Below are 26,053 nucleotides of genomic sequence, written 5' to 3'. Positions count from 1 at the left end.
TTATATCAAAATTGTGCTATAAAACAATGGAATACTGTTAGATTTGCTTAAAATAGATCAGTATAATGATATTATAACGCTTTCATCTTAAAGTTCAATTTTCATAATATAGAAAGGCGGATTAAAAAATGAAATTTACAGACGGCAACTGGCTTATCCGGGAAGGATATTCCGTTTCGGGAGCGGTTCAGGCTTATGATTTTGCGGTAAAAGGAGATACGTTGACAGCCTATGCCTCCACGGCCCCGATTCCGGGCAGAGGAGCAACGATTAACGCCCAGCTGATCACCGTGCAATTTCATTCTCCGGCACCCGGCGTCATCGGCGTAAAGCTGGTTCACTATGCGGGCGTAAGAGATAGAGGACCTGCATTCGAGTTGTACAAACAGGAAGGTGACCATACGGTCATTGAAGAGAACGATCAGGAAGCGGTTCTTCGCAGCGGCAATTTGAGCGTCGTGATCAAGAAAGGTCCGGAGTGGTCGGTTCACTTCTATAGAGGAGAAGAACGCATAACCGGCAGCAGAGCCAAATCCATGGCACATATCATGGAAGATGGCGGACAGACCTACATGCGCGAAGAGCTGGATCTTGGCGTAGGCGAGTGGGTATACGGGCTTGGCGAACGATTCACTTCGTTTGTGAAGAACGGCCAGGTCGTGGATATTTGGAATCAGGATGGCGGAACAAGCTCCGAGCAAGCCTATAAAAATATTCCGTTCTATCTGACGAACAAAGGCTATGGCGTGTTTGTCAACCAACCGGACCTCGTATCCTTTGAAGTGGCTTCGGAGAAAGTGAAGAAGGTGCAGTTCAGCGTGCCAGGCGAGTCACTGGAGTACTTTGTTATTGACGGGCCTGATCCGAAAGGCGTGTTGGACAAATACACGAACCTGACAGGCAAACCGGCACTGCCGCCGGCATGGACCTTCGGATTGTGGCTTTCAACCTCCTTTACAACCCAGTATGATGAAGCGACCGTCAACTCCTTTGTCGACGGTATGCTGGAACGCGATATCCCGCTGGAAGTGTTCCACTTTGACTGCTTCTGGATGAAGGGGCTCAACTGGACGGACTTCCAATGGGATGAAGAGGTGTTCCCGGATCCTGAAGGCATGCTGAAGCGTTTGAAAGAAAAAGGCTTGAAAATCTGCGTGTGGATCAATCCATATATCGCGCAGCGCTCGCGCCTCTTTGAGGAAGGCCGTGAAAAAGGCTACCTGGTGAAGAAAGCGAATGGCGATGTGTGGCAGTGGAATCTATGGCAGCCGGGTATGGCGCTGGTGGACTTCACGAATCCGGACGCATGCGAATGGTATGCAGGATACCTGCGCGAGCTGGCAGATATGGGCGTTGATAGCTTCAAGACGGATTTCGGCGAGCGCATTCCGACGGACGTTGTGTATTTTGACGGTTCCGATCCTCATAAAATGCATAACTACTACACCCAGCTCTATAACAAAGTGGTCTTTGATGTGCTGGTGGAGAAATTTGGCAAGAATCAGGCGGCGGTATTCGCACGCTCCGCAACCGTAGGCGGACAGCAGTTCCCTGTTCACTGGGGCGGCGATTGCTATGCGGATTATGAATCGATGGCGGAGAGTCTGCGCGGCGGCTTGTCCCTCGGTCTCGGCGGCTTCGGCTTCTGGAGCCATGATATTGGCGGTTTCGAGAATACGGCTCCGGCGCATGTATTCAAACGCTGGCTGGCATTTGGCTTGCTGTCCAGCCACAGCCGTCTGCACGGCAGCAGCTCTTACCGGGTGCCGTGGTCTTACGACGAGGAGGCTGTGGACGTTACGCGCTTCTTCACGAAGCTGAAGAGCCGTCTGATGCCTTATCTGTTCCATACCGCCGTACAGGCATCGGAGCAAGGGGTGCCAAGCATGCGCGCCATGTTCCTGGAATTCCCCGAAGACCCGGCCGTTGAAATGCTGGATCGTCAATACATGCTGGGAGATTCCCTGCTTGTGGCACCGGTGTTCAGCGAGAAGGGCGACGTGAAGTACTATCTGCCGAAGGGCCGCTGGACGCATCTGTTAACCGGAGAAACGGTGGATGGCGGAACTTGGCGCAAGGAAACGTACGATTTCCTCGGGCTGCCGTTGTTTGTACGCGGCAACTCGTTCCTGGCTTTGGGCGCAAACGACACCCGTCCGGAATATGATTATGCCGACGGAGTTGAGCTTGGCTTGTATGCATTGGAGGACGGCAGCGAAGCTTCGGTCACCGTTCGCAACATGAACGGGGAGAGCGAGCTGGTTGTGCGGGCGGTCCGTGCAGGCAGCCGGATCGACTTTACGGTGGAAGGCAGCGGCAAGCCATTCTCCGTGAAGCTGCATGACACCGGGGCCGTTTCATCTGTAGAGGGCTCGGGAGTGAGCCTGCAAGAAGGCAGCATTCAAGTGGAAGCCGGACAACAAGCGGTGAATTTCACAGCAACTCTGGAAGGGTAAGCTCTGGGAACGCCTGCTCGATATAAGGAAAAAAAGCATAGCGAAGTTGAGCCCGGACCAGCCTTATGCTGGAGTCGGGCTTCTTCCATATTTTAGCTGGCCCTGGACTAAAGGCAATGCTGATATAATAGGCCTGCGGCAGGTTTATTCACAAATGGTTGTAACCGTTTTCCTTTAAAGGGCTTGCCGAAGATTAAAGGACAGGAGCGAAGACGGTCCGATGTTATCTTATTTCATTCAACTTGTGAATGACATGAAAATCCGCAACAAATTGATATTGTCTTTTGTTGTCGTGGTCTTTGTCCCGGTAGCCATCGTGGGGATATTCCTTACGGGCGAGCTCCGCAAATTTGCTTTCAACAATGCGTTGGAGCAAGCTTACCAGAACGTGGACCGGGTCAAGAAACGGTCAACCGAAGTCATCAACGTGGCAGACGATTTATCCTATCGGCTATCCTACGACGAGCGTCTGAGAAATCTGGCCAACCGACAATATGAAAGCGTATACGATGTGTTCGTAGCATACAGGGAGTATCCCGATTTACAGCAGGCGATTCTGATGTACAAGGAAATTTCAAATATCCGTTTCTACAGCGAGAACCCCACCATGCTGAACAATTGGGAATTCCTTTATCCCGAGGATGACATCAAGAGAACGGAATGGTATCAGCGAGCCGAGGATGATATCGGCGTCATCTACTGGGACTATATAACGGATGAACGCGATCAGAAAGTGTACCTCAGCTTAATCAAGGGGGTTGATCTTGGAAGCAAGGACAACCGTGGCGTGCTTGTAATCAATGTCAATACGGGCATGCTGAACACGATCCTGAGCCAGGAAACGTTTGACACCATTATTGTGGACAGCAATAACAATATTGTCGCCGCTAACCGTCCGGAGCTGTACGGGAAAACGCTAGCCGAGATTCAAGATACCAGCGGGGTTGTCTACAATGCGAGCGGAAGCTATGAATCCGTCATACATGAGGAAGCCTCCAAGGTGCTGATTGAACCGTTGAATACGGAATCCGGGGTTAACGGTCTGCGCATTATTTCCATATTTTCAATTGATAGCATTGTGGCGGAAGCCAATCGAATCAGCAAGCTGGCGATGACAGTCATCATCATCAGCCTGCTGCTGGCCGTTCTTCTGATCTATAGCTTCTCTTCATTGATCTCTAACCGGCTGCTGCGCCTCAGCAAGCATATTACGAAGGTGGGTACCGGTAACCTCGGCGTTGCCATGGAAATTGACGGTAAGGATGAGATCGGTCAGTTATCCCGCCAATTCAACTCCATGGTGGGTAACATTAACGACCTGATGAACGAAGTGCAGGAGTCCAATGAACAGAAAAGGTTAATGGAGCAAAAGCAGAACGAAATTAAATTCAAAATGATGGCCAGTCAGATCAATCCGCACTTTTTGTTTAATGCCTTAGAGTCTATTCGCATGGAAGCACATCTCAAGGGTGAAGACGAAATCGCCCGGATTGTGCGGCTGCTCGGTAAAATGATGCGAAGCAATCTTGAGATCGGGAGCGGAAAAACAACGATAAAAGACGAGATCGAGATGGTGCAGTGTTATCTGGATATTCAAAGGTTCCGCTATGAGGATCGTCTGAAATATGAACTGCTGGTGGATCCCGAAGCCGATCGGGTAAGAATCCCGCCGCTGATCATACAGCCGCTTGTGGAGAATGCGGTCATACATGGGATGGATCACAAGGAAGAGGGCACTTTCATCAGGGTGAGGGTCACGGCAAGTGAAGGAAAACTGCACGTGATTACCGAGGATAATGGGGCGGGTATAACCCTGGAGAGATTGCAGATGATCTACGGTTATTTGAACGATACCGATGAGAAGGACGGAGGACGGATCGGGCTTCGGAATGTTCATGTCCGCCTGCAGCTTACCTACGGCCCTGATGCAGGTCTGATCATTTACAGCGAACCGGGCATAGGAACACGTATTGAATTCAGTATCCCGACAGGAGGAGAGAGCGATGATGAAAGTGTTAATCGTGGATGACGAACCCAAGCTGCGCGAAGGGCTGAAGAGCATTGTGCCATGGACCGAGCTTGGGTATCAGGTTGTTGGAACCGCAGCGAACGGGAGCGAAGCGCTGGAGAAGCACGGGATGTACGACCTGGATTTGATGTTGATTGATATCCGAATGCCGGGAATGGACGGATTGCAGCTGATCGAAGCCATCCGAAGCCTGGATTCCGAGATCCATCTGCTCATCCTGAGCGGATATGCCGATTTTGATTATGCCAAGCGGGCGATGTCCCACCGCGTGGACGGATACCTTTTGAAGCCGGTGGATGAGGACGAGCTGAGCATGTATTTGCTTCAGATTAAAGAAGCCGTCGAGCAGGAACAGGAGAGGAAGGCACTGAATAGAGCAGCCTCGGATATGAACCGCGAGCAGTTCATTCAGACATGGTTCAGCCCGGAGGGCAATCCCGATCCGTCAGCTTTACGGAATATGGCCGAGCGGTCGGGACTGTTATGGAACCATTACCAAGTGCTGCTTGTTCATCGTAACGGCTACGACGAATCCGTTGAGGGGGCCGACGATCGGTTGAAAAATCAGCTGATTAAAGCTTTTGAAGAGAACGGCCACGGCGCGGTCTTTTCCATGCATGGACAGCTCGGAGTCCTAATGCATACGCCGGTCTTGACGGCAGGTGGGCGTAAAGAATTGCTGCAGTTGGTGGAGGAAGCCGCAAGTCGGGCTGGCACGTCGATAACGGCCTCTTTGGGCCGTCAGGTCCACCGTTTGGAAGATGTGGCGGATTCGTACCGTTGTGCCAAGGAACGGATTCGCGAACGCTTCTTCTATGCTCCCGGCGAGTTGTTATTCCCTGAATCCGAGCGGTTTGCCGGCAGCATAACGGATGAAGAACGGCAGCCCTATGATCCGGAGCGGCTGATGGAACAGCTCTATTACGCCGTGGATGTGGGCAATGTGGAGGTGCAGCGGAAGCTGCTGCATGCTGCAGCGTATGCCATGGTGAATGAAGATTACACGGAGGAAAGGATGAAAAGCGCCTTCGTGGAGCTTCTGACCGGGGTGCACAACAAGCTGATGCAGCATCACGCCGAGCTGCAGTCCCGCACGAAGGAATACTCGGATCGGATTGCGGCGATATTCCGCCAGCGCACGGCCTATGATTTGTGCCGCCATTCGTCCCAATTCCTGGAGGAGCTGATCTGGCAGGCGGGCAATGGCGGACGGGATCAGGAGATGAAGCGGATCATGGATCTGATCCAGCGTAATTATAATGAGAATCTTAAACTGGAAACACTAGCCTCCGTATTTAATTACAACAGCGCCTACCTGGGGAAGATGTTCAAAAATACAACCGGAGAATACTTCAATACGTACCTCGATAAGGTCCGGATCGACAAAGCCAAGGATTATTTGAAGCAGGGCATGAAGGTGTATCAGGTTGCGGAGAAGGTCGGGTATACGAATGTCGACTATTTTCATAGCAAGTTTAAAAAATACGTCGGTACCTCTCCATCCAATTTCCGTAAGGAGCTGGACCTGTAATCAGTCGTCACATTCTCACCTACAACCAGACTAAACATAAGTACTTTCATATCGTGCCCTTTAGACGCGACTAAGGTACGCGTCTTTTTGTTTTCCCCCTTTCCTTCCCCAAGGCATTATCGGGGAATTCAAATGCTGCGAAGCATAGAGCGGAGGGGCCGGAATCGTATCGGAGATACGATCCGGACACGGAGCGGCACATAGCTCTTCTGCATTTCTCTCCCCGTTAATGTCTAATTTTTATATGATTTTTAAGCCAATCCTTCGGGTACTTCCCTGCCCCAGCTTGGTTTATCATCAGGATATACAAGAGAGGAGGGGTTGGTTTGAAAGCGGTAACAAAGACAGAAGGTAGCATCCAACCTGCCGCAAAGAAAAAGAAAGGCTTTTGGGCCACTTTCAAAGAGCAGAAAGTACTGTACGGAATGTCGCTTCCATTCATCGTCATTGTATTCATTTTCAGCTACTTGCCGGTGTGGGGCTGGTTGATGGCATTCCAGAATTACAAGCCAGGCAAAGGGATATTCGAGCAAAAATGGGTGGGCCTGGACCATTTCGCAGCACTTTTCGCGGACGATAAGTTTTATCTGGTGTTGCGGAATACACTCGCCATGAGTTTCATGGGATTGATCGTTGGGTTCACGATTCCGATCCTATTCGCAGTCTTGTTGAATGAGCTTCGTGGAAGCGTATTCAAGAGGACCGTACAGACGATATCTTATCTGCCTCATTTTGTGTCCTGGGTCGTTGTTGCCGGTATCGTGACCAAAATGCTGTCCACAGATGGAGGCGCTGTCAATCAGCTGCTGATGTGGCTGGGGTTGATTGATCAGCCCATACAGTTCATGGCTCAGGGGAACCTGTTCTGGTACATCGTAACGGGCTCCGATATATGGAAGGAAATGGGCTGGAGCGCGATCATTTATTTGGCAGCGATTTCAGGCATTGATCAGGAGCAATTCGAAGCAGCCAAGGTTGACGGCGCGAGCCGACTTCGCCAAATATGGCATATTACGCTGCCAAGCATCGCCCCTACGATTGCAATTCTAATGATCATGTCCATCGGACATCTGATCAGCATCGGCTTCGAGAAGCAGTTCCTGCTGGGTAACCCGCTGGTGGTGGATTATTCCCAGGTGCTGGATCTGTATGCGCTGAATTATGGCCTTGGGATGGGGCGTTTCTCATTCGGTACGGCCATCGGGATGTTCAACTCCATTGTGAGTATCCTCTTGTTGCTGATCGCTAACGGCGTATTCAAAAAATTCACGAAGCAATCGATTATGTAGGGGAGGGAAGCAGCATGGCACGAACTAAAACAGCATTCAAGCCCACGCTCTCCGACCGCGTGTTTGATATTGTTAACTTTACTTTTATGACACTGGTCATGATCGTTACTCTGTATCCGTTCCTGAATGTTCTTGCGATATCATTGAACGATTCCGTAGATACAGTACGTGGGGGGATCTATCTCTGGCCGCGGGAGTTTACGCTTGAGAATTACGTGCAGATCTTCAAATACGACGGTTTGATTACAGGGGCCAAAATTACGATTCTCCGTACGCTGGCAGGAACATTCTTGGGCTTGTTAAGCGGCACAATGCTGGGTTACGTCCTCAGCAGGGTGGACTTTCAGGGAAGAAAGTTCATGTCGACCTTTCTTGCGCTGACGATGTACTTCTCCGGCGGAATGATTCCAGTGTTCATTCTGATCCGCGACCTGAACATGATGAATTCGTTTCTGGTCTACATCATTCCGGGAATGGTAAGCGCGTTCAACGTATTCGTTATCCGGTCTTTCATCGACAGCCTGCCTTATTCGCTGCAGGAATCGGCTAAGCTTGACGGGGCCAACGATTTCACGATCTATTACAAAATCATTCTTCCGCTCTGTAAGCCCGTACTGGCTACCATCGCCTTGTTCCTGGCCGTCGGGCAGTGGAACTCATGGTTCGATACGTATCTCTATAACGGCAACGCACCCCATCTCACGACGCTTCAATTCGAGCTGATGAAGGTGCTTCAGAGCACGCAGGGACAAACCAGCGGCATGATGTCGGGGCAGAACATGGCCGATATCGTGAAGCAGGTGTCGCCGGAATCGATCAAAATGGCGATCACGATTGTGGTTACGGTTCCCATATTGCTCGTCTATCCGTTCCTGCAGCGGTATTTTGTGAAAGGCATGACGCTTGGAGCCGTAAAAAGCTAAGCGCAAGTATGGTATCAGCAGGCAACATGTCCTGTTATACGATAGATGATCAAAAATCGATTTAGGGGGTATAGCAATGAAACATAAGAAGAGATTGTCGCTGCTGCTCGCGATCATGATGATGGCCACATTCGTTCTGGCGGCATGCGGCAACGGCGACAGCAACAATAGCGCAAACGGCGGCGAAGAAGGAAGCAGCGGCAACGATACGCAGCAGGAAGAGAAGCTCGAGCCGATGACCATGACGTATTACAGCGCGGATTCCAATGCAAACTGGGCCAACATGCAGGATGCGGTCGGCAAGAAGCTGACCGAGAAAACCGGCATTACGATCCAGGCCGAATACGCGGTGGACGGCTCCAATCAGAAGCTCCCGCTGATGGTGGCGAGCGGGGAATATCCGGACTTGGTATTTGCCAAGGGTGACGCCAATCTGTTTGTGGATTCCGGAGCGTTTATTGATCTGACAGATCTGATCGAAGAGCATGCGCCGAATATCAAGAAGGTGTATGGAGAATATATGAGCCGTCTGAAATGGAGCAATGAGGATGAGGCCATCTATGTCCTCCCGACACTTGCAGCGGTGGACCATCAGGCCCTTGATGCTGGCGGCACGTTCCAGATCCAGCATGAAGTGCTGAAAGAACTCGGTTACCCTGAACTGAAAACGGTGAAGGATTATGAGAACGCACTGAAAGAGTATGCCGAGAAACACCCGACCATTGACGGCCAGCCGACGATTCCGCTGACGTTGAATGCGGACGGATGGAGAATCATGATCTCGGTAACAAACCCGGCGTTTATCGCGACAGGCGTATCGGATGACGGCGAGTACTATATCGACCCGGAAACAACCGAGGCGAAGCTTCATTACAAGCGGCCGGAAGAGAAGGAATACTTCCGCTGGCTGAATCATATGAACGCCGAGGGCTTGTTGGATAAAGAAACGTTCGTGCAGAAGACGGACCAATACGAAGCTAAAATCTCCTCTGGCCGTGTTCTTGGCGTCATCGATCAGGAGTGGGGCTTCGGCAATGCAACCAACGCGCTAAGATCTTCCGGTAAGGAAAACCGCACCTATGCGAGATTCCCGATCCAACTGGATGAATCGACCAAGGATGCAACATTCCAAGACACGGGTTACGTCGCCGGATGGGGCGTAGGCATTACGACATCCGCGAAGGATCCGGTTCGAATCATCAAGTTCCTGGATTATCTGGCTTCCGAAGAAGGGCAAGTTTTGATGAATTGGGGAATCGAAGGCGAGCATTACAACGTGGTGGACGGCAAGCGCGTCATTCCGGAAGATGTCCAAGAGCGCAAAACCTATGACAACGCCAACTTCACCAAGGAAACAGGAATCGGCTTGTACAACGCCATGTTCCCTCGTTACGGCGACGGCGTGAAGGATTCGACGGACAATTATTACACAACGAACTTCCCGGAGACGATCATAGAGAACTATACGCCATCCGCGAAGGAAACGCTGAAAGCGTACGGCGCGGAAATGTGGAAAGACCTGTGGCCGAAACAAGAAGAATTTGAAGTGAAGCCGTGGGGCGTTGCTTACAACATTCCGGTACCGAGCGACTCCAATATCAATATCACGTACAAAAAGGTGGAAGAGATTACCCGGAAGCGGATTCCGGAAGTCATTCTTGCCGATCCGGCGAAATTCGATGCGCTGTATGATCAGTTCATCAAAGAACTGAATGATGCCGGCGCCGAGAAGATGGAGCAGGAATACACCCAATTGGTACGCGAACGCGTGGAACTCTGGAATAATTAAGATAGAGGCGAATAGAAGGGGCCGGCTGTATGCGGCCCCTTTTACCGCTATTCAAGGCAGTTGCTGCTAGCGGCGGGCCTTAAGTTATTCGAATAAATACAACCTAAGATGAAGGATTTAAGGTGTTTTTCGAGAAGACCTTTATCAAATTGGAATAAGGGGGGGATTACACTGAATTCAGTACAGCAGCAGGCCTCAACATTGTGGTATCGGAAGCCCGCGGCCAAGTGGGAAGAAGCGCTTCCGCTTGGAAACGGCCGTCTTGGCGCCATGGTGTTCGGGGGCGTACAGGAAGAACGCATTCAATGGAATGAAGATACACTTTGGTCCGGGTTTCCCCGGGACACGAATAATTATGAGGCTCTCCGGCATTTGGCATCGGCAAGAGAGCTGATTGCGTCCGGAAAGTATGCCGAAGCCGAACAGTTGATTGAGGGCAAGATGGTCGGCAGAAGCACGGAGTCCTTTTTACCTTTAGGAGATTTGGTTATCAGACAGAGCGGTGTTGGGGATGATTGGACGGACTATAGGCGCGAACTGGATTTGGATACAGGAATTGCATCCACTCACTTTCGAGCCGGTGGCTCCGATGGTCGCTTCAGCAGGGAAGTATTCATCAGTGCGCCTGATCAGGTAGCGGTTATTCGTTATACGACCACGAACGCTGGAACCATCCAATTGGAGATCGGGCTTCGTTCACCGCTGCAGCATGGTACCTGCAGCGCAGAAGACGGATCCTTGGTGTTGTATGGACACGCTCCCACCCATATCGCTGAGAATTACAGAGGTGATCACCCCGGGGCGGTGCTCTATGAAGACGGGCTTGGCATACGGTATGAAATGAGGCTGCTGGCCTTAACGGATAGCGGGCAGGTTACGGTGGATGACAGCGGTATACGTATTCACGGCGCAGGCTCGGTCACGCTGCTGATTGCGGCTGCCACGAATTTTGAAGGCTTCGATCGCTCTCCGGGTTCTGGAGGAACCGATCCGTCCGGTATATGCAGGAGAAGGCTTCAGGACGCGATGGGGCGTGGCTTTGAAGAATTGCGCTCACGGCATGTCCAAGACCATCAAGCCTTGTTCAGACGCGTGGACCTTCAGCTTGGCCGTTCAGAGAATGGACGTTCCATAGAAGCTTTAGCCACCGATGAGCGGATGGAAGCGTACCGGGAAGGACGGGAGGATGCTGCTCTAGAGGCGCTGATGTTTCAATTCGGAAGGTATTTGCTCATTGCCAGCTCTCGGCCAGGTACACAGCCAGCACATCTGCAGGGCATATGGAATCCGCATGTACAGCCGCCATGGAACAGCGATTATACAACGAATATCAATACGGAGATGAACTACTGGCCCGCAGAGACGACGCATCTGAGCGAGTGTCATGAGCCGCTGATCCAGATGATCAGGGAGCTTAGCGTAAGCGGTGCCCGGACGGCGAAAATTCATTACGGCGCCCGTGGATGGGCTGCCCACCATAACGTGGATCTATGGCGAATGGCCAGCCCGAGCGATGGCAGGGCCATGTGGGCTTTCTGGCCAATGGGCGGCGCATGGCTGTGCCGGCATCTATGGGAGCATTACCAATTCCAGCCGAATCTTGAATACTTGCGAGAAACGGCTTATCCGCTGATGAGGGATGCGGCATTGTTTTGCCTGGATTGGCTTATTGAAGACGGGAAGGGGCATCTCGTGACCAGCCCGTCGACATCGCCCGAGAATCAGTTCCTTACCGAGGAAGGCCTGCCTTGCAGCGTGTCGGCAGGCTCCACTATGGACATGGCCATCATCCGGGATATATTCCAGAATTGTATTGAAGCATCGCAGCTGCTGGACCAGGATGCTGAGCTGCGGGAGGAGTGGAGGGCAGCGGCAGCGAGGCTGCTGCCTTACGCCATTGATGCCGAGGGCAAACTCATGGAATGGAGCGAGCCTTACCCGGAAGCGGAGCCCGGACATCGGCACGTATCGCATTTGTATGGGCTGTACCCCGGCTCCGACATTACCCTTCAGGATACGCCGCAGCTTGCGGAAGCCGCTTATCGTACGCTGATGTCGCGGATCGACCATGGAGGAGGGCATACGGGGTGGAGCTGCGTATGGCTGATCAACCTGTTTGCCCGGCTACAGCAGCCAGACAAGGCGTATGATTACGTCCGGACGCTGATTTCCCGTTCCATGCATCCTAATCTGTTTGGAGACCATCCTCCCTTCCAGATCGATGCGAATTTTGGAGGCACGGCCGGACTTGTGGAAATGCTGCTCCAGAGCCACTTGGGCACTATTCAGCTGCTGCCGGCACTGCCGAAAGCGTGGGCAGCAGGATCCGTAAGAGGATTAAAGGCTCGCGGCGGGTTTATTGTGGACATGGAATGGAGCGAAGGCATCCTAACGTCTGCGCGCGTAATCTCTACGCATGGCCGAGTCTGTAGAATTAGCTGTTCCGTGCCTCTCGCCGTTAAAAGGGAAGACGGAAGTGCGGTGACGATGGATGAGCAGGGCTCATTTGAAACGGTCAGCGGGGCGATATACCTGATCACGCCAGCGACTTTCGAAGGCAGCCGCGAACACGATTGATCGTACAACGTAGAACGCTTTGTTGATGGCGAACTGGATTCGGAATTAAGAAGCTAAAGGAGCTGAACCCTAAATGATTAACGAAAAATTACCCAAAATGTGGTATGGCGGCGATTATAACCCCGAGCAATGGGATGCAGAAGCGTGGAAGGAAGATGACCGCATGTTTAAGCTGGCGGGCATCGATGTGGCCACCATCAATGTATTCTCCTGGGCTTTGAGTCAGCCGAATGAGGATACGTACGATTTTGCCTGGCTGGACGAGACGATCGAACGGCTGTACCGGAACGGGGTATATATCTGTCTGGCAACCAGCACAGGGGCCCATCCGGCTTGGATGGCCCGTAAATACCCGGATGTGCTGCGCGTCGACTACGAGGGACGTAAACGCAAATTCGGAGGTCGCCATAACTCCTGCCCAAACAGCCCCACTTACCGTAAATACGCCAAAATCATGGCCGGCAAGCTGGCGGAACGTTATAAGGATCATCCTGCCGTCCTGATCTGGCACGTATCGAACGAATACGGCGGATACTGTTACTGCGATAATTGCGCCGCGGCATTCCGGACTTGGCTCGAGCAGCGCTACGGCACGCTGGATGCCGTGAACAAGGCATGGAATACCCGCTTCTGGGGACATACCTTCTACGACTGGGAAGACATTGTCGTACCTAACGCATTAAGCGAGGAGTGGTCCGGTAATCGAACCAATTTCCAAGGCATATCCCTGGATTACCGCCGTTTCCAGTCGGACAGCCTGCTGGACTGCTATAAGCTGGAGCGGGATGAATTGAAGCGAATCACACCAGATATTCCGGTGACCACGAATCTGATGGGCTTCTATCCCGAGCTGGATTACTTCAAATGGGCCAAAGAGATGGATGTTGTATCCTGGGACAACTACCCGTCTCTGGATACGCCATATAGCTATACGGCCATGGCGCATGCCTTGATGCGGGGACTTAAGGGAGGACAGCCTTTTATGCTCATGGAGCAGACGCCGAGCGTCCAGAACTGGCAGCCGTACAACTCGGCCAAGCGACCTGGGGTTATGCGGTTGTGGAGCTACCAAGCGGTCGCCCATGGCGCGGATACGGTGATGTTCTTCCAGCTGCGCCGTTCGATCGGAGCCTGCGAGAAATATCACGGAGCGGTCATCGAACATGTAGGACATGAACATACCCGCGTATTCCGCGAGTGCGCGGAGCTGGGCAAGGAGCTGCAGCAGCTGGGGGACCGAATCCTGGATGCCCGTTCCGACGCCAAAGTCGCGATCATCTACGATTGGGAGAATCGATGGGGCATTGACCTGTCGAGCGGTCCGACCGTTGCCCTTAATTACGTGAATGAGGTCCATAAATATTATGATGCTCTGCACCAGCTGCATATTCAGACCGATATGATCAGCGTGGAAGAGGACTTCCGGAAGTATGACGTTGTCATCGCGCCTGTGATGTATATGGCAAAGCAGGGATTTGCAGAGCGCGTTGAGGCCTTTGTATCGCGAGGCGGAACCTTTGTGACGACCTTCTTTAGCGGGATCGTGAACGAGAATGATCTGGTGACGCTGGGCGGTTATCCGGGCGAGCTGCGCAAGGTGATGGGAGTTTGGGCCGAGGAGATTGATGCGCTGCTTCCGGGCCAGCAGAATCAGATGGTGCTGCGAGGCCGGAAGGGACAACTGGAGGGCACCTACGACTGCGGCATTCTATGCGACGTGATCCATGCTGAAGGAGCGGAAGTCGTTGCCGAATACGGCTCCGATTACTATCAGGGGATGCCATCGTTAACCGTGAATTCCTTCGGGCAGGGGAAGGCCTGGTATGTGGCCACAAGTCCGGAGCCTAAATTCCTGAAGGACCTGATGCAAACGATATGCAATGACCATGGCATTGAGCCTGTCCTGAAGGCTCCGGAAGGCGTTGAGGTGACAAAACGCGTGAAGGAGGGCGTGGAGTTCACCTTTGTACTTAATCACATGCCGGAGAGCAAACTCGTGCCATTGGCAGGGGAGACCTACGTTGACCTGCTGACAGGAGAGGAGCATCGAGATTCCTGCGAAGTGCCGGCACGCGGAGTCATGATCTTGGAGAAGCAGCAGGGGTAGAAGGAGTGCATGAAGTTTCTGCGAAGGCATTAACTGCGAAGGCATTAATCTAAGGGTTCACATAAAAAAGCAGAGAAAGCGGGGGATTCCCATGCTCTCTCTGCTTTATTTTATATGCCCAACTCAGACTGCTTGCCTTTAGCGGCAAACCGCTGCCCAGTCTATGCTTCCTGCTCATGCAGCTTGCGGAATTCCTTCGGCGAAATGCCCTCTTGCTTCTTAAAGACAAGACTGAAATATTTCTCGTTCTTGAAGCCGATCATTTCGGAAATCGCTGCCATTTTCAAGCCCGGGTTTTGCAGCAGGATTTTGGCCTTGGAGATGCGGATGCGGTTCAGATGTTCCGGGATGTTAATGCCGTGCCTTTGCTTGAATTTGCGGGAAATGTACTCACGGCTTACGTGAAATCGATTTGCAATATCATACAGCGAGACATCGTTCTGATAATTTTGCTCGATAAACGCCGTAATGTCATGGATCAGGTCCTGACCCGTTTGCTTCTGAGACTGGACAGCCGAGGCCAGCAGGCTCATTAATTCAATCCAATACTGCTGCCACTCGGACAGCGAGCACACATACTTGTCGGGGCTTGGCCGCTCGATGGTGGCGCTTTCCTCTTTGTACAATTTCAACAAAGCTTCAGACGACGGGTTAGCCGTTTCATGAATGACGTGATTGGCGAATCTTTCGATATCGCGGTCCCAGCGCTCCAGAAGTTCCGGCGTGAGAACGCCGCTTTTCCGAATAGCTGCGATGAATGACTCTACGGCTTCGGTTATGGGAGCGGGCTGGCCGCTAAGTATGGCGAGCTTCCAGGTATCCTCAAATCCGCTGAACTGCAAGCCTCTATGATGGTCAACCCCCGATCGGCGCTGCTCCTCTGTATCATGGATAAAGTGATTAAGCACCGTTAAATCGCGCTGATGCAGGGCGGACGAGCTTCGGGCATACAATTCCGGAATGTCTGCCGGGTATTGACCGTCGGGACTCACGCCAAAATGCATGTGGCGCGACAAGGTGCGGTGCATCCCGTTGTTGATCTCTTGTAGCAGCGTGGCAAGTGTGGCAAGCTGATCCCACAGCAAAATAACCAGCTGGTGAGGTGAACCAAAGTGACGGAAAGCGATCCCGATCCGGTCCTTTTGCAGAAATTCATTGCAAATATTGAGCAGGGCAAACATAAGCAAGTCCTGATGATGGCCAAAGCGGCTATAAAGCGCGTGGTCAGACTTGTCCATTTGCATGACGGCCAGACGTATCGTCTGCGCATGCTCCGGTACGATGCCTTCATCCTTGAGGCGATGGACCACCTGGGAATGGGCGCTTTTGTCATCGATAAGGCTGGATAACAGCTTCTCGGAATAGACCGGCCGGTACTCGTTCACCTGAACATGCTGCTGCCGCGCCGCAAGGCGCTCCCGTTCCTCGGCTTTCCAGGCGGCAGTCGCCTTGGCTACCGCTTGGTTGATAACGGTTTCCTCTATGGGCTTCAGGATATAATCCGTGCCGCTGTACCAGATGGTGTTGCGTACGAATTCGAAGTCGTCATGCCCGCTGATAACAATGAATTTAATATCCGGGTAATTTTTATGAATCCATTCCATGAGATCCACGCCGTTTTTGAGCGGCATCAGCATATCCATGAGCACGAGGCTCGGTCGGAACGCCGGAATCAGCTCCATCGCCTCAAGGCCATTGGCGGCTTCCTCAATATCGGTAATCCCGTGCGTCTCCCATTGGACCAGCAGTCGTATGGCTTTACGCACGCGAGACTCGTCATCTACGATCAATGCCTTCATCCGTTTCACCTTCCACATTTATAGTCAGTACAACTCGAAAGCCATGCGGCTTGTTGTTTTCGATGCTGAACTTGGATTTTCCGCGATAATACAGTCTCAGCCTTGTCATGATGTTGATGAGTCCGATCCCGCTGCTGTCTTCCGTTTCCATTTCGGAATGAACCTGAAGCTGTTCCAGATCCATCTCTTCCATCCGAAGCAATTGCTCCTGCAGGGTTTGAAACGGCTCATCCTGCATTCCGTTTCCGTTGTCCTCAACCGTGATCTGCACGATGGAGGCCGACAGGCGCTTACTTTTTAACGCGATGTAATTGTTTTCCGCCAAGGGGTTCATGCCATGCTTGAAAAAGTTCTCGATCAGCGGCTGAACCAGCATTTTCGGGATCAACACCTGCAAAGTCGACTCATCCACATCGTAACGGAAGTCGAACTGATTCTCAAATCGTTCCTTCTGCAGCTCCGCGTAATCCTTGATATGATCGAGCTCCGTGGCCAGCGTGACCGGCTTGTCCGTATTGTACATGCTGTATCTCATCATCCGGGCAAGAGCGGAGATCAGGGAGTAAATCCTCTTCATGCCATGCTCAAGCGCAAGGGTGCCGATGGTTTGCAGTGCATTGTTCATAAAATGCGGGTTCACCTGAGCCTGCAGCGCCCGGAGCTGGTTGGTCCGGTTCGCCAGCTTCAGCTTGTATTCCTGCAAGATGAGGTTGTTGATCGTATCCATCATGCTGCCGAACCTGCGGTGGAGGGTTCCGATTTCGTCTTTGCGGTTAGAGGAGATATCCACGCTCATTCGTCCGCTTTTGACTTGGCTCATAAGGCCCACCAATTCCCGGATCGGCGCCGTAACATAGACCGAAATCCAGATCGTGGCAGCGATGATGAGAATAAGGGATACGCCGATCAGCAAAATATTGACGAAGGCTGCTTTGTCCGCGCTGCTCAGAATATAGGAGGAAGGAATCTCCTTAATCATCGTCCAGTCGCTGATCGACGTCTTGATATTGTTATACAGATAGATTTTGTTGTTATACTCAAAATGGCCTTCCTTCTTGCCGGACTGCTTGATGGTGTCGTACCATTCCGTTTGAATCTGCTGTCCAAGCCTCTCGTCATGGCCGGCATACATGATATAGCCGGCTTCATTCGTAATATAAAGCTGCTCATGTTCGGGCTGGAACAGCTGATTGCTGATCCAGCTCAGGAAGTTCATATCCAGATCGATGGCGAGAATGCCTAATCGCTCGGTAGAAGGGACGCGTTCTATGACCCGGTACATCGTGAATACTTGTTTATCGGCCTCGTAGGGATAAGCTAACTGAAAGCCATACGTGTGCAGGGGATGGGGCGGCTGCAAGACCACCGTATCGTTGCTAAGATCGGGAATTTCGGGATAGAGGTTGACGTCACTTGTTTTTCTGGCGATATCCTGGGCGAACAATGTGGCCTCTCTTTTGCCGTCGACATAAAGGTAGACCTGTCTGGAGCCGCTGATGGCTTTTTGAATGGACTGCAGCGTGGCGGACTGCCTGCCGCTGGCATTGATGTTCTCATGACTATAATAAAGGCTGCGGAAAAAATCCGGATCCGAATAAACCGTAAGGGAATTACGGTTCATGTCTTCTAAATAGCTCTCCAAATTCAACCGTCCCTGATAGAGGAGGTTCATATTTTCAACAACGGCCCGTTCCTTGAGCGAGTTGGTGGTCATGACATAGCTGATGATCATGGAGATGGTGGTCGGAATGATGGTGGCCATGATCATAAAGGTAATCAATTTTGTGCGAATGCTGTTCCAATTCCAGTTCAATAAATTCACCGCCGATCAATTTTCTATACCATTTAGTTCACATCCTGTGGTAGTCCCAGGGTCTTCATCTTAGCATAATTAAATCATAGAGAAATGGATAGAGAAACGATAGGACAAGCGGAGGGGGATTTACATGAACAGCAAGAGAACGGCTGCCTTGACGCAGCAGTTGGTTTATATCGGACCCGCGCTGCTGTTTTTCGGTATTACGATCATTATCCCATTTGTGATGGGGATGTATTACTCGTTTACCAACTGGAATGGTGTCTCGGGGAATGTCGAATGGGTCGGGCTGGACAATTTCAAACAGATTTTCACAAATGACAGCGCATTCGCACAGTCCTTCTGGTTTACCACCAAGTTTACGATCGTTGGCGTGCTTCTAACGAATCTGGTCGGTTTTTTCCTGGCCTACTTCTTAACGAAAAATATTAGGGCGCGCAACTGGCTGCGGACGATCTTCTTCATGCCGAACGTGATCGGCGGATTGCTGCTGGGCTTCATCTGGCAGTTTATCTTCATAAAGGGCTTTGCCACCGTTGGCGAGGCTACGGGGATTCCGTTCTTTAATCTTCCGTGGCTGGGAGACGAAGTGACCGGCTTCTGGGGCATTGTCATGGTCTTTGTATGGCAATCGTCAGGCTATCTGATGGTCATCTACATCGCGTCCATTACGAATGTGTCCAAGGAAGTCATGGAAGCTGCCGAGATTGATGGAGCGAACCGGTTTCAAGTGCTTAAGAGCATCATCGTTCCGCTTATCATGCCGGCGGTCACCGTATGTTTATTCCTGGCGATATCCTGGTCATTCAAAATGTTCGACCTGAACCTGTCCCTCACGAAGGGCGGGCCATACCGCTCCACGGAGTCACTGGCCATGAACGTGTACAATGAGGCATTCCTGAACAACCGGTATGGACTCGGGACGGCCAAGTCCCTGATCTTCTTCCTGGTCGTTGCCGTCATCACGCTCATTCAAGTCCGATTAACGAAGCAGAAGGAGGTTGAAGCTTAAATGAGATCGAAGAAACCTCCTATGTCGGCTTCCACGATCGTATTGCAGATTGTGATGGTCATTATTGCGCTGATCTTCCTGGCGCCCTTTTACTTCCTGCTGGTGAACTCGGTCAAATCGCTGGGCGATATTATGGTCGACGCGGCCAACTGGCCAACCGCCTTTCATTTTGACAACTACAGCAAGGCTTGGGAAATGACCCGCTTCCCGGAAGCATTCGCGAATTCCGTCATCATTACGGTTATCAGTAATTTAATCATCGCCATGCTGAGTGCGATGGCGGCTTACCGAATGGTTCGGTCCAATACGAGATTCAATCAAATCGTGTTCATGCTGTTCGTATCGGCCATGGTCATTCCGTTCCAATCCATTATGATTCCATTGCTGCAGGTCATTAACTTCCTGGGCGTTAACAACAGTATCGTGGGCTTGATTCTCAGTTATCTGGGGCTCGGCATCCCGTTGTCGGTCTTCCTGTTCCACGGATTCGTGAAAGGCATTCCGCTTGAAATCGAAGAAGCCGCCACGGTCGACGGAGCTTCTCCGTTCAGAGTATTTGCCCGGATCGTTTTGCCGATGCTGAAACCTATGATGGTGACGGTCATCATCTTGAACTGTCTGTGGGTCTGGAACGATTACCTGCTGCCGTCCTTGATTCTGCAAAGTCCGGAACTGCGGACGATTCCGCTTGCGACCTTTGCCTTCTTCGGGCAGTATTCGAAGCAATGGGATATGGCGCTGCCGGCGCTCGTGCTGGGCATTACGCCGATCATCATCTTCTTCCTGTCGTTACAGAAGTACATTGTTGAAGGCGTTGCTGCCGGCTCCGTTAAGGGGTAAAGGCAGCCTGGCTTCTCCCAAATCGGTTATTCCATCTTTATATATAAACAATTCTAGGGGGTAGTAAAGATGAACAAAATGAAATTATCACTCGTGATGCTGCTGGCTTTCTCGCTGCTGCTTGCGGCCTGCGGCGGCAAGTCGGAGGAAGGCCAGGGCGGAAGCTCAGATGGAGCTTCCGGCGAAGTGAAGACCGTTAAGATTTTCCAATTCAAAACCGAGATCGTAGACGGCTTGAATGAACTCAAGGTTGAATTCGAGAAGGAGTATCCGAACATCAAGCTGGATATTCAAACCGTGGGCGGAGGTGCCGACTATGGTGCTGCTCTGAAAACGAAGTTTGCATCCAACGATGCGCCTGATATTTTCTCCAATGGCGGCGACGCCGAGATGGAGATGTGGATTGACCGCCTGGAGGATCTGTCCGATCAGCCTTGGGTGAACGATCTGGTGGACATGGCGAAAGAGCCGATGACCAAAGACGGTAAAGTATACGGCATGCCGATGAACCTTGAAGGATGGGGTTACATCTACAATAAAGATTTGTTTGAGCAGGCGGGCATTACCGAGCTTCCTAAAACCTATGCCCAACTGGAAGATGCCGCGAAGAAGCTGGAAGCGGCAGGCATAACACCTTTTGCTAATGCTTATCAGGAATGGTGGTTGATCGGTAACCAAGGCATTAACCCGGCGTTTGCCCAGCAGGAGGATCCGAATGCCTTTATCCAGGGCTTGAACGACGGAACGCAAAAATTCGCGGGCAATGCGAAGTTCGAAGAGTGGGCCAAGCTGATGCAGCTGACACTGGATCACGGGAACAAAAACCCGCTGACCACCGATTACAATACGGCCATTTCCCTGCTGGCTACCGGCAAAACAGCCATGATGCAGAACGGCAACTGGGCCCAAACCGAGATTGATGCCATCAATCCGGACCTGAATCTTGGCTACCTGCCGATGCCGCTTGGCGACAATGCGGAGCTGAATGACAAGCTGAACGTAGGCGTACCTGCGAACCTGGTCATCAACAAGGATTCCGCGTCGAAGGAAGAAGCGAAGATCTTCCTGAACTGGTTTGTCACATCCGATATCGGTAAAGAGTACATCGTCAAAAAATTCAAATTCATTCCGGCCTTGAAAACCATCGAAGCAACGCCTGAGGATATGGGTGATCTCGGCTCCGCTGTGTGGGAGTATGTGCAGGCTGGAAAAGTACTGCCAAGACAATCCGCGAAGTTCCCTGACGGTGTAGCACAGGAATTCTCCGGTGCGATGCAGGCCTTCTTCGCCGGCAAATCCGATGCGAACAAGATGCTTGAGGATATGCAGACATCCTGGGATAGTCTGAAAAAGTAAGGAGCAGCACTCTAACCCGAGTTAGCGAATCATCATAAGAGGTATGATCCCTGTCCGACAAGACTTGGGATGGTGCCTCTTTTCTTTAAGATTCAAATCACGTCGATCGTTACGATTTTCCTAACTAGAAGAACGATGAAGGAGGCAATTTGATGATTAATCAACGTTTTCCCAAGATATGGTATGGCGGGGACTATAATCCCGAGCAATGGGATAAGGCAACGATGGAAGAGGACCTGCGCATGTTCGAACTGGCCGGTGTTGACGTGGCGACCCTCAATGTATTCTCCTGGGCTAAAACGCAGCGCGATGAGGACAGCTATGATTTCACGTGGCTTGACGAAATTATGGACCGCTTGGCAGAGGAGCAGGTTCATGTCTGCTTGGCAACAAGCACGGGGGCGCATCCGGCCTGGATGGCCAAGAAATACCCGGACATCCTGCGTGTTGACTACGACGGGCGCAAACGCAAATTCGGCGGTCGCCATAATTCATGTCCGAACAGCCCGACATATCGCAAATATTCGGTGCTGATGGCGCGTAAGCTGGCTGAGCGCTACAAAGATCATCCGGCACTGGTCATCTGGCACGTCTCGAATGAGTACGGCGGGTATTGTTATTGCGACAACTGCGAGTTGCAGTTCCGCGTCTGGCTGAAAGAGCGCTACGGGTCGCTCGACAAGCTGAATGCCGCATGGAATACCGGCTTCTGGGGCCATACCTTTTACGAGTGGGACGAGATTGTGGTACCGAATGCGCTCAGCGAGGAATTCGCCGGAAACCGAACCTTCTTCCAAGGGATATCGCTGGATTACCGCCGTTTCCAGTCCGACAGCCTGCTGCAATGTTACCGACTGGAACGAGATGAGCTGAAGAAAATTACGCCGGATATTCCGGTCACGACTAATCTGATGGGTTTTTATCCGGAGCTGGATTACTTCGAGTGGGCGAAGTACATGGATGTGGTATCCTGGGACAATTATCCCGCGATCGATACGCCGGTAAGCTTTACGGCGATGGCGCATAATCTGATGCGCGGGCTGAAAAGCGGACAGCCGTTCATGCTGATGGAGCAGACTCCGAGCGTTCAGAACTGGTCGCCCTACAATTCCGCTAAGCGTCCCGGCGTAATGAGGCTGTGGAGTTATCAGGCCGTAGCGCATGGCGCGGATACGGTCATGTTCTTCCAGCTCCGCCGTTCCGTCGGGGCATGCGAGAAATTCCATGGCGCATTGATCGAGCACGTCGGACATGAGCATACCCGGGTCTTCCGGGAATGTGCGGAGCTGGGGCAAGAGCTGCAGCAGCTCGGAGACAAGCTGCTCGACTCCCGTTCGGACGCCAAGGTAGCGATTATGTATGATTGGGAGAATCGTTGGGCGCTGGAGCTGTCAAGCGGACCTTCCAAAGCGCTGAACTACGTGGATGAGGTTCATAAGTATTATGATGCGCTGTATCAGCTGAATATCCAGACGGATATCATCAGCGTTGAGGAGGACCTGAGCAAGTACGATGTGGTCATTGCCCCGGTGATGTATATGGTTAAGCCTGGCGTTGCCCAGCGCGTGGAGCGGTTTGTGTCCAGGGGCGGAACCTTTGTGACGACCTTCTTCAGCGGCATCGTCAATGAGAACGATCTGGTGACCCTGGGAGGTCATCCCGGCGAGCTGCGCAAGGTGACTGGCATCTGGGCCGAGGAGATCGATGCCCTGCTTCCCGGGCAGCAAAATCAGATCAACATGAAGCAGGATTGGGGGTCGCTGCGTGGAAGTTATCCATGTGGAATTTTGTGTGACGTCATCCATGCGGAGACAGCGGAGGTTCTGGCGGAGTACGGATCGGACTTCTATAAAGGCACGCCTGTTCTCACGAAGAATGTCTTTGGCGAAGGTCAGGCCTATTATGTGGCGAGCAGTCCGGATTCGCAGTTCCTGCAGGGATTTCTCGCCAATCTGTGCGAAGAACAGGGCGTGAAGCCGCTGCTGGAAACACCAGCCGGAGTAGAGGTGGTAGAGCGGGTGAAGGATGGGAACTCCTACTTGTTCATCATGAACCACAATGCCGAAGAGATGACGTTTGATGCAGGTTCTGCCAATCAATTCGATCTCCTGGGCAGCCGGCAGATTTCAGGCCATGTCACGATTCCGGGAAGGGACGTCATGATTCTGGAAAGGACGGCCGCCGTAAGGTCTTAAGAAGGACCATGGAGATTTAACTCGGACCTTGTTAGGGGGCAAAAAGCAGTGAGTATACATTTTCATGAAGATCTGGGAGTGTTCCATCTCCAAAGCGATCGGTCAAGTTACGTGATTGAGCTTGTGCGGGGCGTTTATCCGGCGCATGCCTATTGGGGGCGCCGGATTCGCGATAACCGCGTCGGCAATTTGCTGGAACGCCGGGGAAGAGCATCCTTTTCGCCAACGCCGTTTCGCGAGGATGCTTCCTTTTCCCTGGACAGCTTGCCTCAGGAATATCCGGGCTACGGCAGCGGCGATTTCCGGCAGCCTGCGTATCAGGTACAGCTGGCAAACGGGACTACGGTCACCGAAGCGGAATATGTCCGTCACCGGATATACAGCGGCAAACCGAAGCTGGAAGGCTTGCCTGCCGTATACACGGAACAGGATGCCGAGGCGGATACGCTGGAGCTGGAACTTTTTGATCGGGCAAGCGGCTTGACGATTTATTTGTCTTATACGGTCATGAATGCGTTCGACGCCATCACGCGTTCCGTGTCCTTCCGTAATGACAGCAAGGAGAACATCACCCTGCTGCGGGCCATGAGCGCCAGCGTGGATATGAATCATAGCCGTTATGATCTTTTGCATCTTCATGGGGCATGGGCGAGAGAGCGCCATGTGCAGCGCAGGAGATTATCTCCCGGCATGCAGGGAATTGAGAGCCGCAGGGGTTCAAGCAGCCATAACCATAATCCGTTCCTTGCGCTGCTGTCCGAAGGCGCCGGCGAAGAGCACGGTGAGGTGTACGGCTTCAGCCTTGTATACAGCGGCAGCTTCTCCGCGCAGGTTGAGGTGGATCAATACGAAACAGCCCGGGTCACGATGGGATTGAATCCATTCGATTTTTCCTGGCTGCTGGAGCCGGGACAATCGTTCCAGACGCCGGAAGCGGTAATGGTCTTCTCGGCGGAGGGCCTCGGCGGCATGTCCAGACGCTATCATAAGATGTACCGTACAAGGCTGAGCCGGGGGCAATTCCGGGATGCCACGCGCCCGGTGCTGGTTAACAACTGGGAAGCGACCTACTTTAACTTTAATGCGGATAAAATCGAGCAGATCGCCAGCGCCGGAAGGGATCTCGGTATCGAGCTGTTCGTGCTGGATGACGGATGGTTCGGCAAGCGAAATGATGATACGACTTCCCTTGGGGATTGGGTCGTTGACAAGAACAAGCTGCCGGAGGGCCTGGAGGATCTCGTGAAGCGGGTCCGCAATCTGGATATGCAGTTCGGCTTGTGGTTTGAGCCGGAGATGATTTCGCCGGATAGCGATCTGTACCGTCAGCATCCGGACTGGTGCCTGCATGTGGAGGGACGCCGGCGAACGGAAGGAAGACAGCAGCTGATCCTGGACTTCTCCCGTGAGGAAGTAGGCGATGCGGTGGCCGATATGGTTCGGAGCATCCTGCAAAGTGCGCCGATTACCTATGTGAAGTGGGACATGAACCGGAATATGACGGAAATCGGATCGGCTGCGCTGCCGCCTGAGCGCCAGCGGGAAACGGCCCATCGTTATATGCTGGGGTTGTATCGGGTGATGGAGCAGCTGACGACCGAGTTCCCGCATATTTTGTTTGAGAGCTGCTCCGGCGGCGGCGGACGTTATGATCCGGGGATGCTGTATTACATGCCGCAGACGTGGACAAGCGATAACTCCGATGCCGTCAGCCGATTGAAGATTCAATACGGAACGAGCCTTGTGTATCCTCTAAGCTCCATGGGAGCCCATGTGTCCGCCGTTCCGAATCATCAGGTGTTTCGGAATACTTCGCTGCGTACGAGAGGCCATGCAGCGATGTCGGGCAATTTCGGATATGAGCTTGACCTGACGGCCTTCAGTGAGCAGGAAAAGGAAGAGGTCCGCGAGCAGGTGAAACTGTACAAGGAGATTCGGCATCTGGTGCAGTTCGGGGATTTCTATCGCCTTCGGAATCCGTTCGAAGGGAACGAAGCAGCCTGGACCATCGTCTCCGAGGATCGCTCGGAAGCGGTGCTGTATTACTTCCGCATCTTAAGCGAGGCGAATGAGCCGATTGTGTGGCTGCGCACGGCAGGGCTGGATCCGGAAGGGGATTATCGGTGCGTGGAGGATGGGAACATCTACGGCGGGGACCGACTGATGAACGCCGGATTGGCCATTCCCGCGATGCATGGCGATTTCCAGAGCTTCATGTGGAGATTCGAGCGAGTGTAAGCTGTTGACTCAAGCCAAGGGGGGCCAAACGCGCCCCGAGCGCAAGCGTTATGTATAGTATAGATTCAGAATAAGCAAATAAAGCCAAAAGAACCG

Annotated in this window: 15 protein-coding genes; 13 read left to right on the top strand and 2 right to left on the bottom strand. The window is 52.3% G+C overall.

Going from position 1 to position 26,053, the window contains the following annotated elements:
* Positions 1-128: 128 nt before the first annotated feature.
* The 8 genes from yicI (at position 129) to MKX98_RS29545 (ending at position 14,701) form a co-directional block, all read left to right on the top strand.
* On the top strand, positions 129-2,456 hold the full coding sequence (gene yicI / locus MKX98_RS29580) for an alpha-xylosidase (protein ID WP_220683856.1): 2,328 nt from the start codon (positions 129-131) through the stop codon (positions 2,454-2,456).
* Between the two features lie 220 nt (positions 2,457-2,676).
* Complete coding sequence (locus tag MKX98_RS29575) at positions 2,677-4,485, top strand: sensor histidine kinase (protein WP_220683857.1); 1,809 nt, start codon at positions 2,677-2,679, stop codon at positions 4,483-4,485.
* The gene (locus MKX98_RS29570; protein WP_220683858.1) at positions 4,460-6,016 is read left to right on the top strand and encodes a response regulator transcription factor; all 1,557 of its coding nucleotides are present in this window, start codon (positions 4,460-4,462) and stop codon (positions 6,014-6,016) included. Before MKX98_RS29575 ends, MKX98_RS29570 begins: the two co-directional genes overlap by 26 nt.
* 326 nt (positions 6,017-6,342) lie before the next feature.
* Positions 6,343-7,305, top strand: coding sequence for an ABC transporter permease subunit (locus MKX98_RS29565; RefSeq protein WP_194544630.1), 963 nt, complete (start codon positions 6,343-6,345; stop codon positions 7,303-7,305).
* A 14-nt stretch (positions 7,306-7,319) separates the two neighbouring features.
* On the top strand, positions 7,320-8,228 hold the full coding sequence (locus MKX98_RS29560; protein WP_194544629.1) for a carbohydrate ABC transporter permease: 909 nt from the start codon (positions 7,320-7,322) through the stop codon (positions 8,226-8,228).
* A gap of 76 nt (positions 8,229-8,304) precedes the next feature.
* Positions 8,305-10,017: an ABC transporter substrate-binding protein gene (locus MKX98_RS29555; RefSeq protein ID WP_220683859.1), complete on the top strand. Its 1,713-nt coding sequence runs from the start codon at positions 8,305-8,307 to the stop codon at positions 10,015-10,017.
* Positions 10,018-10,125: 108 nt separating this feature from the next.
* Positions 10,126-12,594: a glycoside hydrolase family 95 protein gene (locus MKX98_RS29550; RefSeq protein WP_339219944.1), complete on the top strand. Its 2,469-nt coding sequence runs from the start codon at positions 10,126-10,128 to the stop codon at positions 12,592-12,594.
* Between the two features lie 73 nt (positions 12,595-12,667).
* A complete protein-coding gene (locus MKX98_RS29545; protein WP_339219942.1) occupies positions 12,668-14,701 on the top strand; it encodes a beta-galactosidase in 2,034 nt (677 codons plus the stop codon).
* Positions 14,702-14,862: 161 nt separating this feature from the next.
* On the opposite strand, the gene MKX98_RS29540 is transcribed toward MKX98_RS29545, so the two are convergent.
* The gene (locus MKX98_RS29540; protein WP_339219939.1) at positions 14,863-16,518 is read right to left on the bottom strand and encodes a response regulator; all 1,656 of its coding nucleotides are present in this window, start codon (positions 16,516-16,518) and stop codon (positions 14,863-14,865) included.
* Positions 16,478-18,322: a histidine kinase gene (locus MKX98_RS29535; protein WP_339219937.1), complete on the bottom strand. Its 1,845-nt coding sequence runs from the start codon at positions 18,320-18,322 to the stop codon at positions 16,478-16,480. The genes MKX98_RS29540 and MKX98_RS29535 overlap by 41 nt, the downstream gene beginning before the upstream one ends.
* A gap of 124 nt (positions 18,323-18,446) precedes the next feature.
* Between MKX98_RS29535 and MKX98_RS29530 the strand changes: the two genes are divergently transcribed.
* From MKX98_RS29530 to MKX98_RS29510, 5 genes are all read left to right on the top strand, one after another.
* Complete coding sequence (locus MKX98_RS29530; RefSeq protein ID WP_071219666.1) at positions 18,447-19,328, top strand: sugar ABC transporter permease; 882 nt, start codon at positions 18,447-18,449, stop codon at positions 19,326-19,328.
* Entirely contained in the window at positions 19,329-20,168 is an 840-nt protein-coding gene (locus tag MKX98_RS29525; protein WP_071219665.1) for a carbohydrate ABC transporter permease, read from the top strand.
* A 69-nt stretch (positions 20,169-20,237) separates the two neighbouring features.
* Positions 20,238-21,524 carry an ABC transporter substrate-binding protein gene (locus tag MKX98_RS29520; RefSeq protein ID WP_194544625.1) on the top strand — a complete coding sequence of 429 codons (1,287 nt, stop codon included), beginning with the start codon at positions 20,238-20,240 and terminating at the stop codon, positions 21,522-21,524.
* Positions 21,525-21,676: 152 nt separating this feature from the next.
* Positions 21,677-23,719, top strand: coding sequence for a beta-galactosidase (locus tag MKX98_RS29515; protein WP_339219932.1), 2,043 nt, complete (start codon positions 21,677-21,679; stop codon positions 23,717-23,719).
* A gap of 48 nt (positions 23,720-23,767) precedes the next feature.
* Entirely contained in the window at positions 23,768-25,957 is a 2,190-nt protein-coding gene (locus MKX98_RS29510; protein ID WP_339219929.1) for an alpha-galactosidase, read from the top strand.
* Positions 25,958-26,053 lie beyond the last annotated feature (96 nt).

It is taken from the genome of Paenibacillus sp. FSL W7-1332 (assembly GCF_037969785.1).
Taxonomy (GTDB): domain Bacteria; phylum Bacillota; class Bacilli; order Paenibacillales; family Paenibacillaceae; genus Paenibacillus_AQ.
The sequence above is the reverse complement of the archived record's forward strand: the minus strand, read 5'-3'. Positions and strand labels throughout refer to the sequence as shown.

What these genes read in the sequence shown, in the direction of transcription:
- yicI (WP_220683856.1), top strand. Translation starts at nt 129, where the DNA reads ATGAAATTTACAGACGGCAACTGGCTTATCCGGGAAGGATATTCCGTT.
- MKX98_RS29545 (WP_339219942.1), top strand. Translation starts at nt 12,668, where the DNA reads ATGATTAACGAAAAATTACCCAAAATGTGGTATGGCGGCGATTATAAC.
- MKX98_RS29570 (WP_220683858.1), top strand. Translation starts at nt 4,460, where the DNA reads ATGATGAAAGTGTTAATCGTGGATGACGAACCCAAGCTGCGCGAAGGG.
- MKX98_RS29555 (WP_220683859.1), top strand. Translation starts at nt 8,305, where the DNA reads ATGAAACATAAGAAGAGATTGTCGCTGCTGCTCGCGATCATGATGATG.
- MKX98_RS29520 (WP_194544625.1), top strand. Translation starts at nt 20,238, where the DNA reads ATGAACAAAATGAAATTATCACTCGTGATGCTGCTGGCTTTCTCGCTG.
- MKX98_RS29560 (WP_194544629.1), top strand. Translation starts at nt 7,320, where the DNA reads ATGGCACGAACTAAAACAGCATTCAAGCCCACGCTCTCCGACCGCGTG.
- MKX98_RS29550 (WP_339219944.1), top strand. Translation starts at nt 10,126, where the DNA reads ATGAAGGATTTAAGGTGTTTTTCGAGAAGACCTTTATCAAATTGGAAT.
- MKX98_RS29575 (WP_220683857.1), top strand. Translation starts at nt 2,677, where the DNA reads ATGTTATCTTATTTCATTCAACTTGTGAATGACATGAAAATCCGCAAC.
- MKX98_RS29530 (WP_071219666.1), top strand. Translation starts at nt 18,447, where the DNA reads ATGAACAGCAAGAGAACGGCTGCCTTGACGCAGCAGTTGGTTTATATC.
- MKX98_RS29540 (WP_339219939.1), bottom strand. Translation starts at nt 16,518, where the DNA reads ATGTGGAAGGTGAAACGGATGAAGGCATTGATCGTAGATGACGAGTCT.
- MKX98_RS29515 (WP_339219932.1), top strand. Translation starts at nt 21,677, where the DNA reads ATGATTAATCAACGTTTTCCCAAGATATGGTATGGCGGGGACTATAAT.
- MKX98_RS29525 (WP_071219665.1), top strand. Translation starts at nt 19,329, where the DNA reads ATGAGATCGAAGAAACCTCCTATGTCGGCTTCCACGATCGTATTGCAG.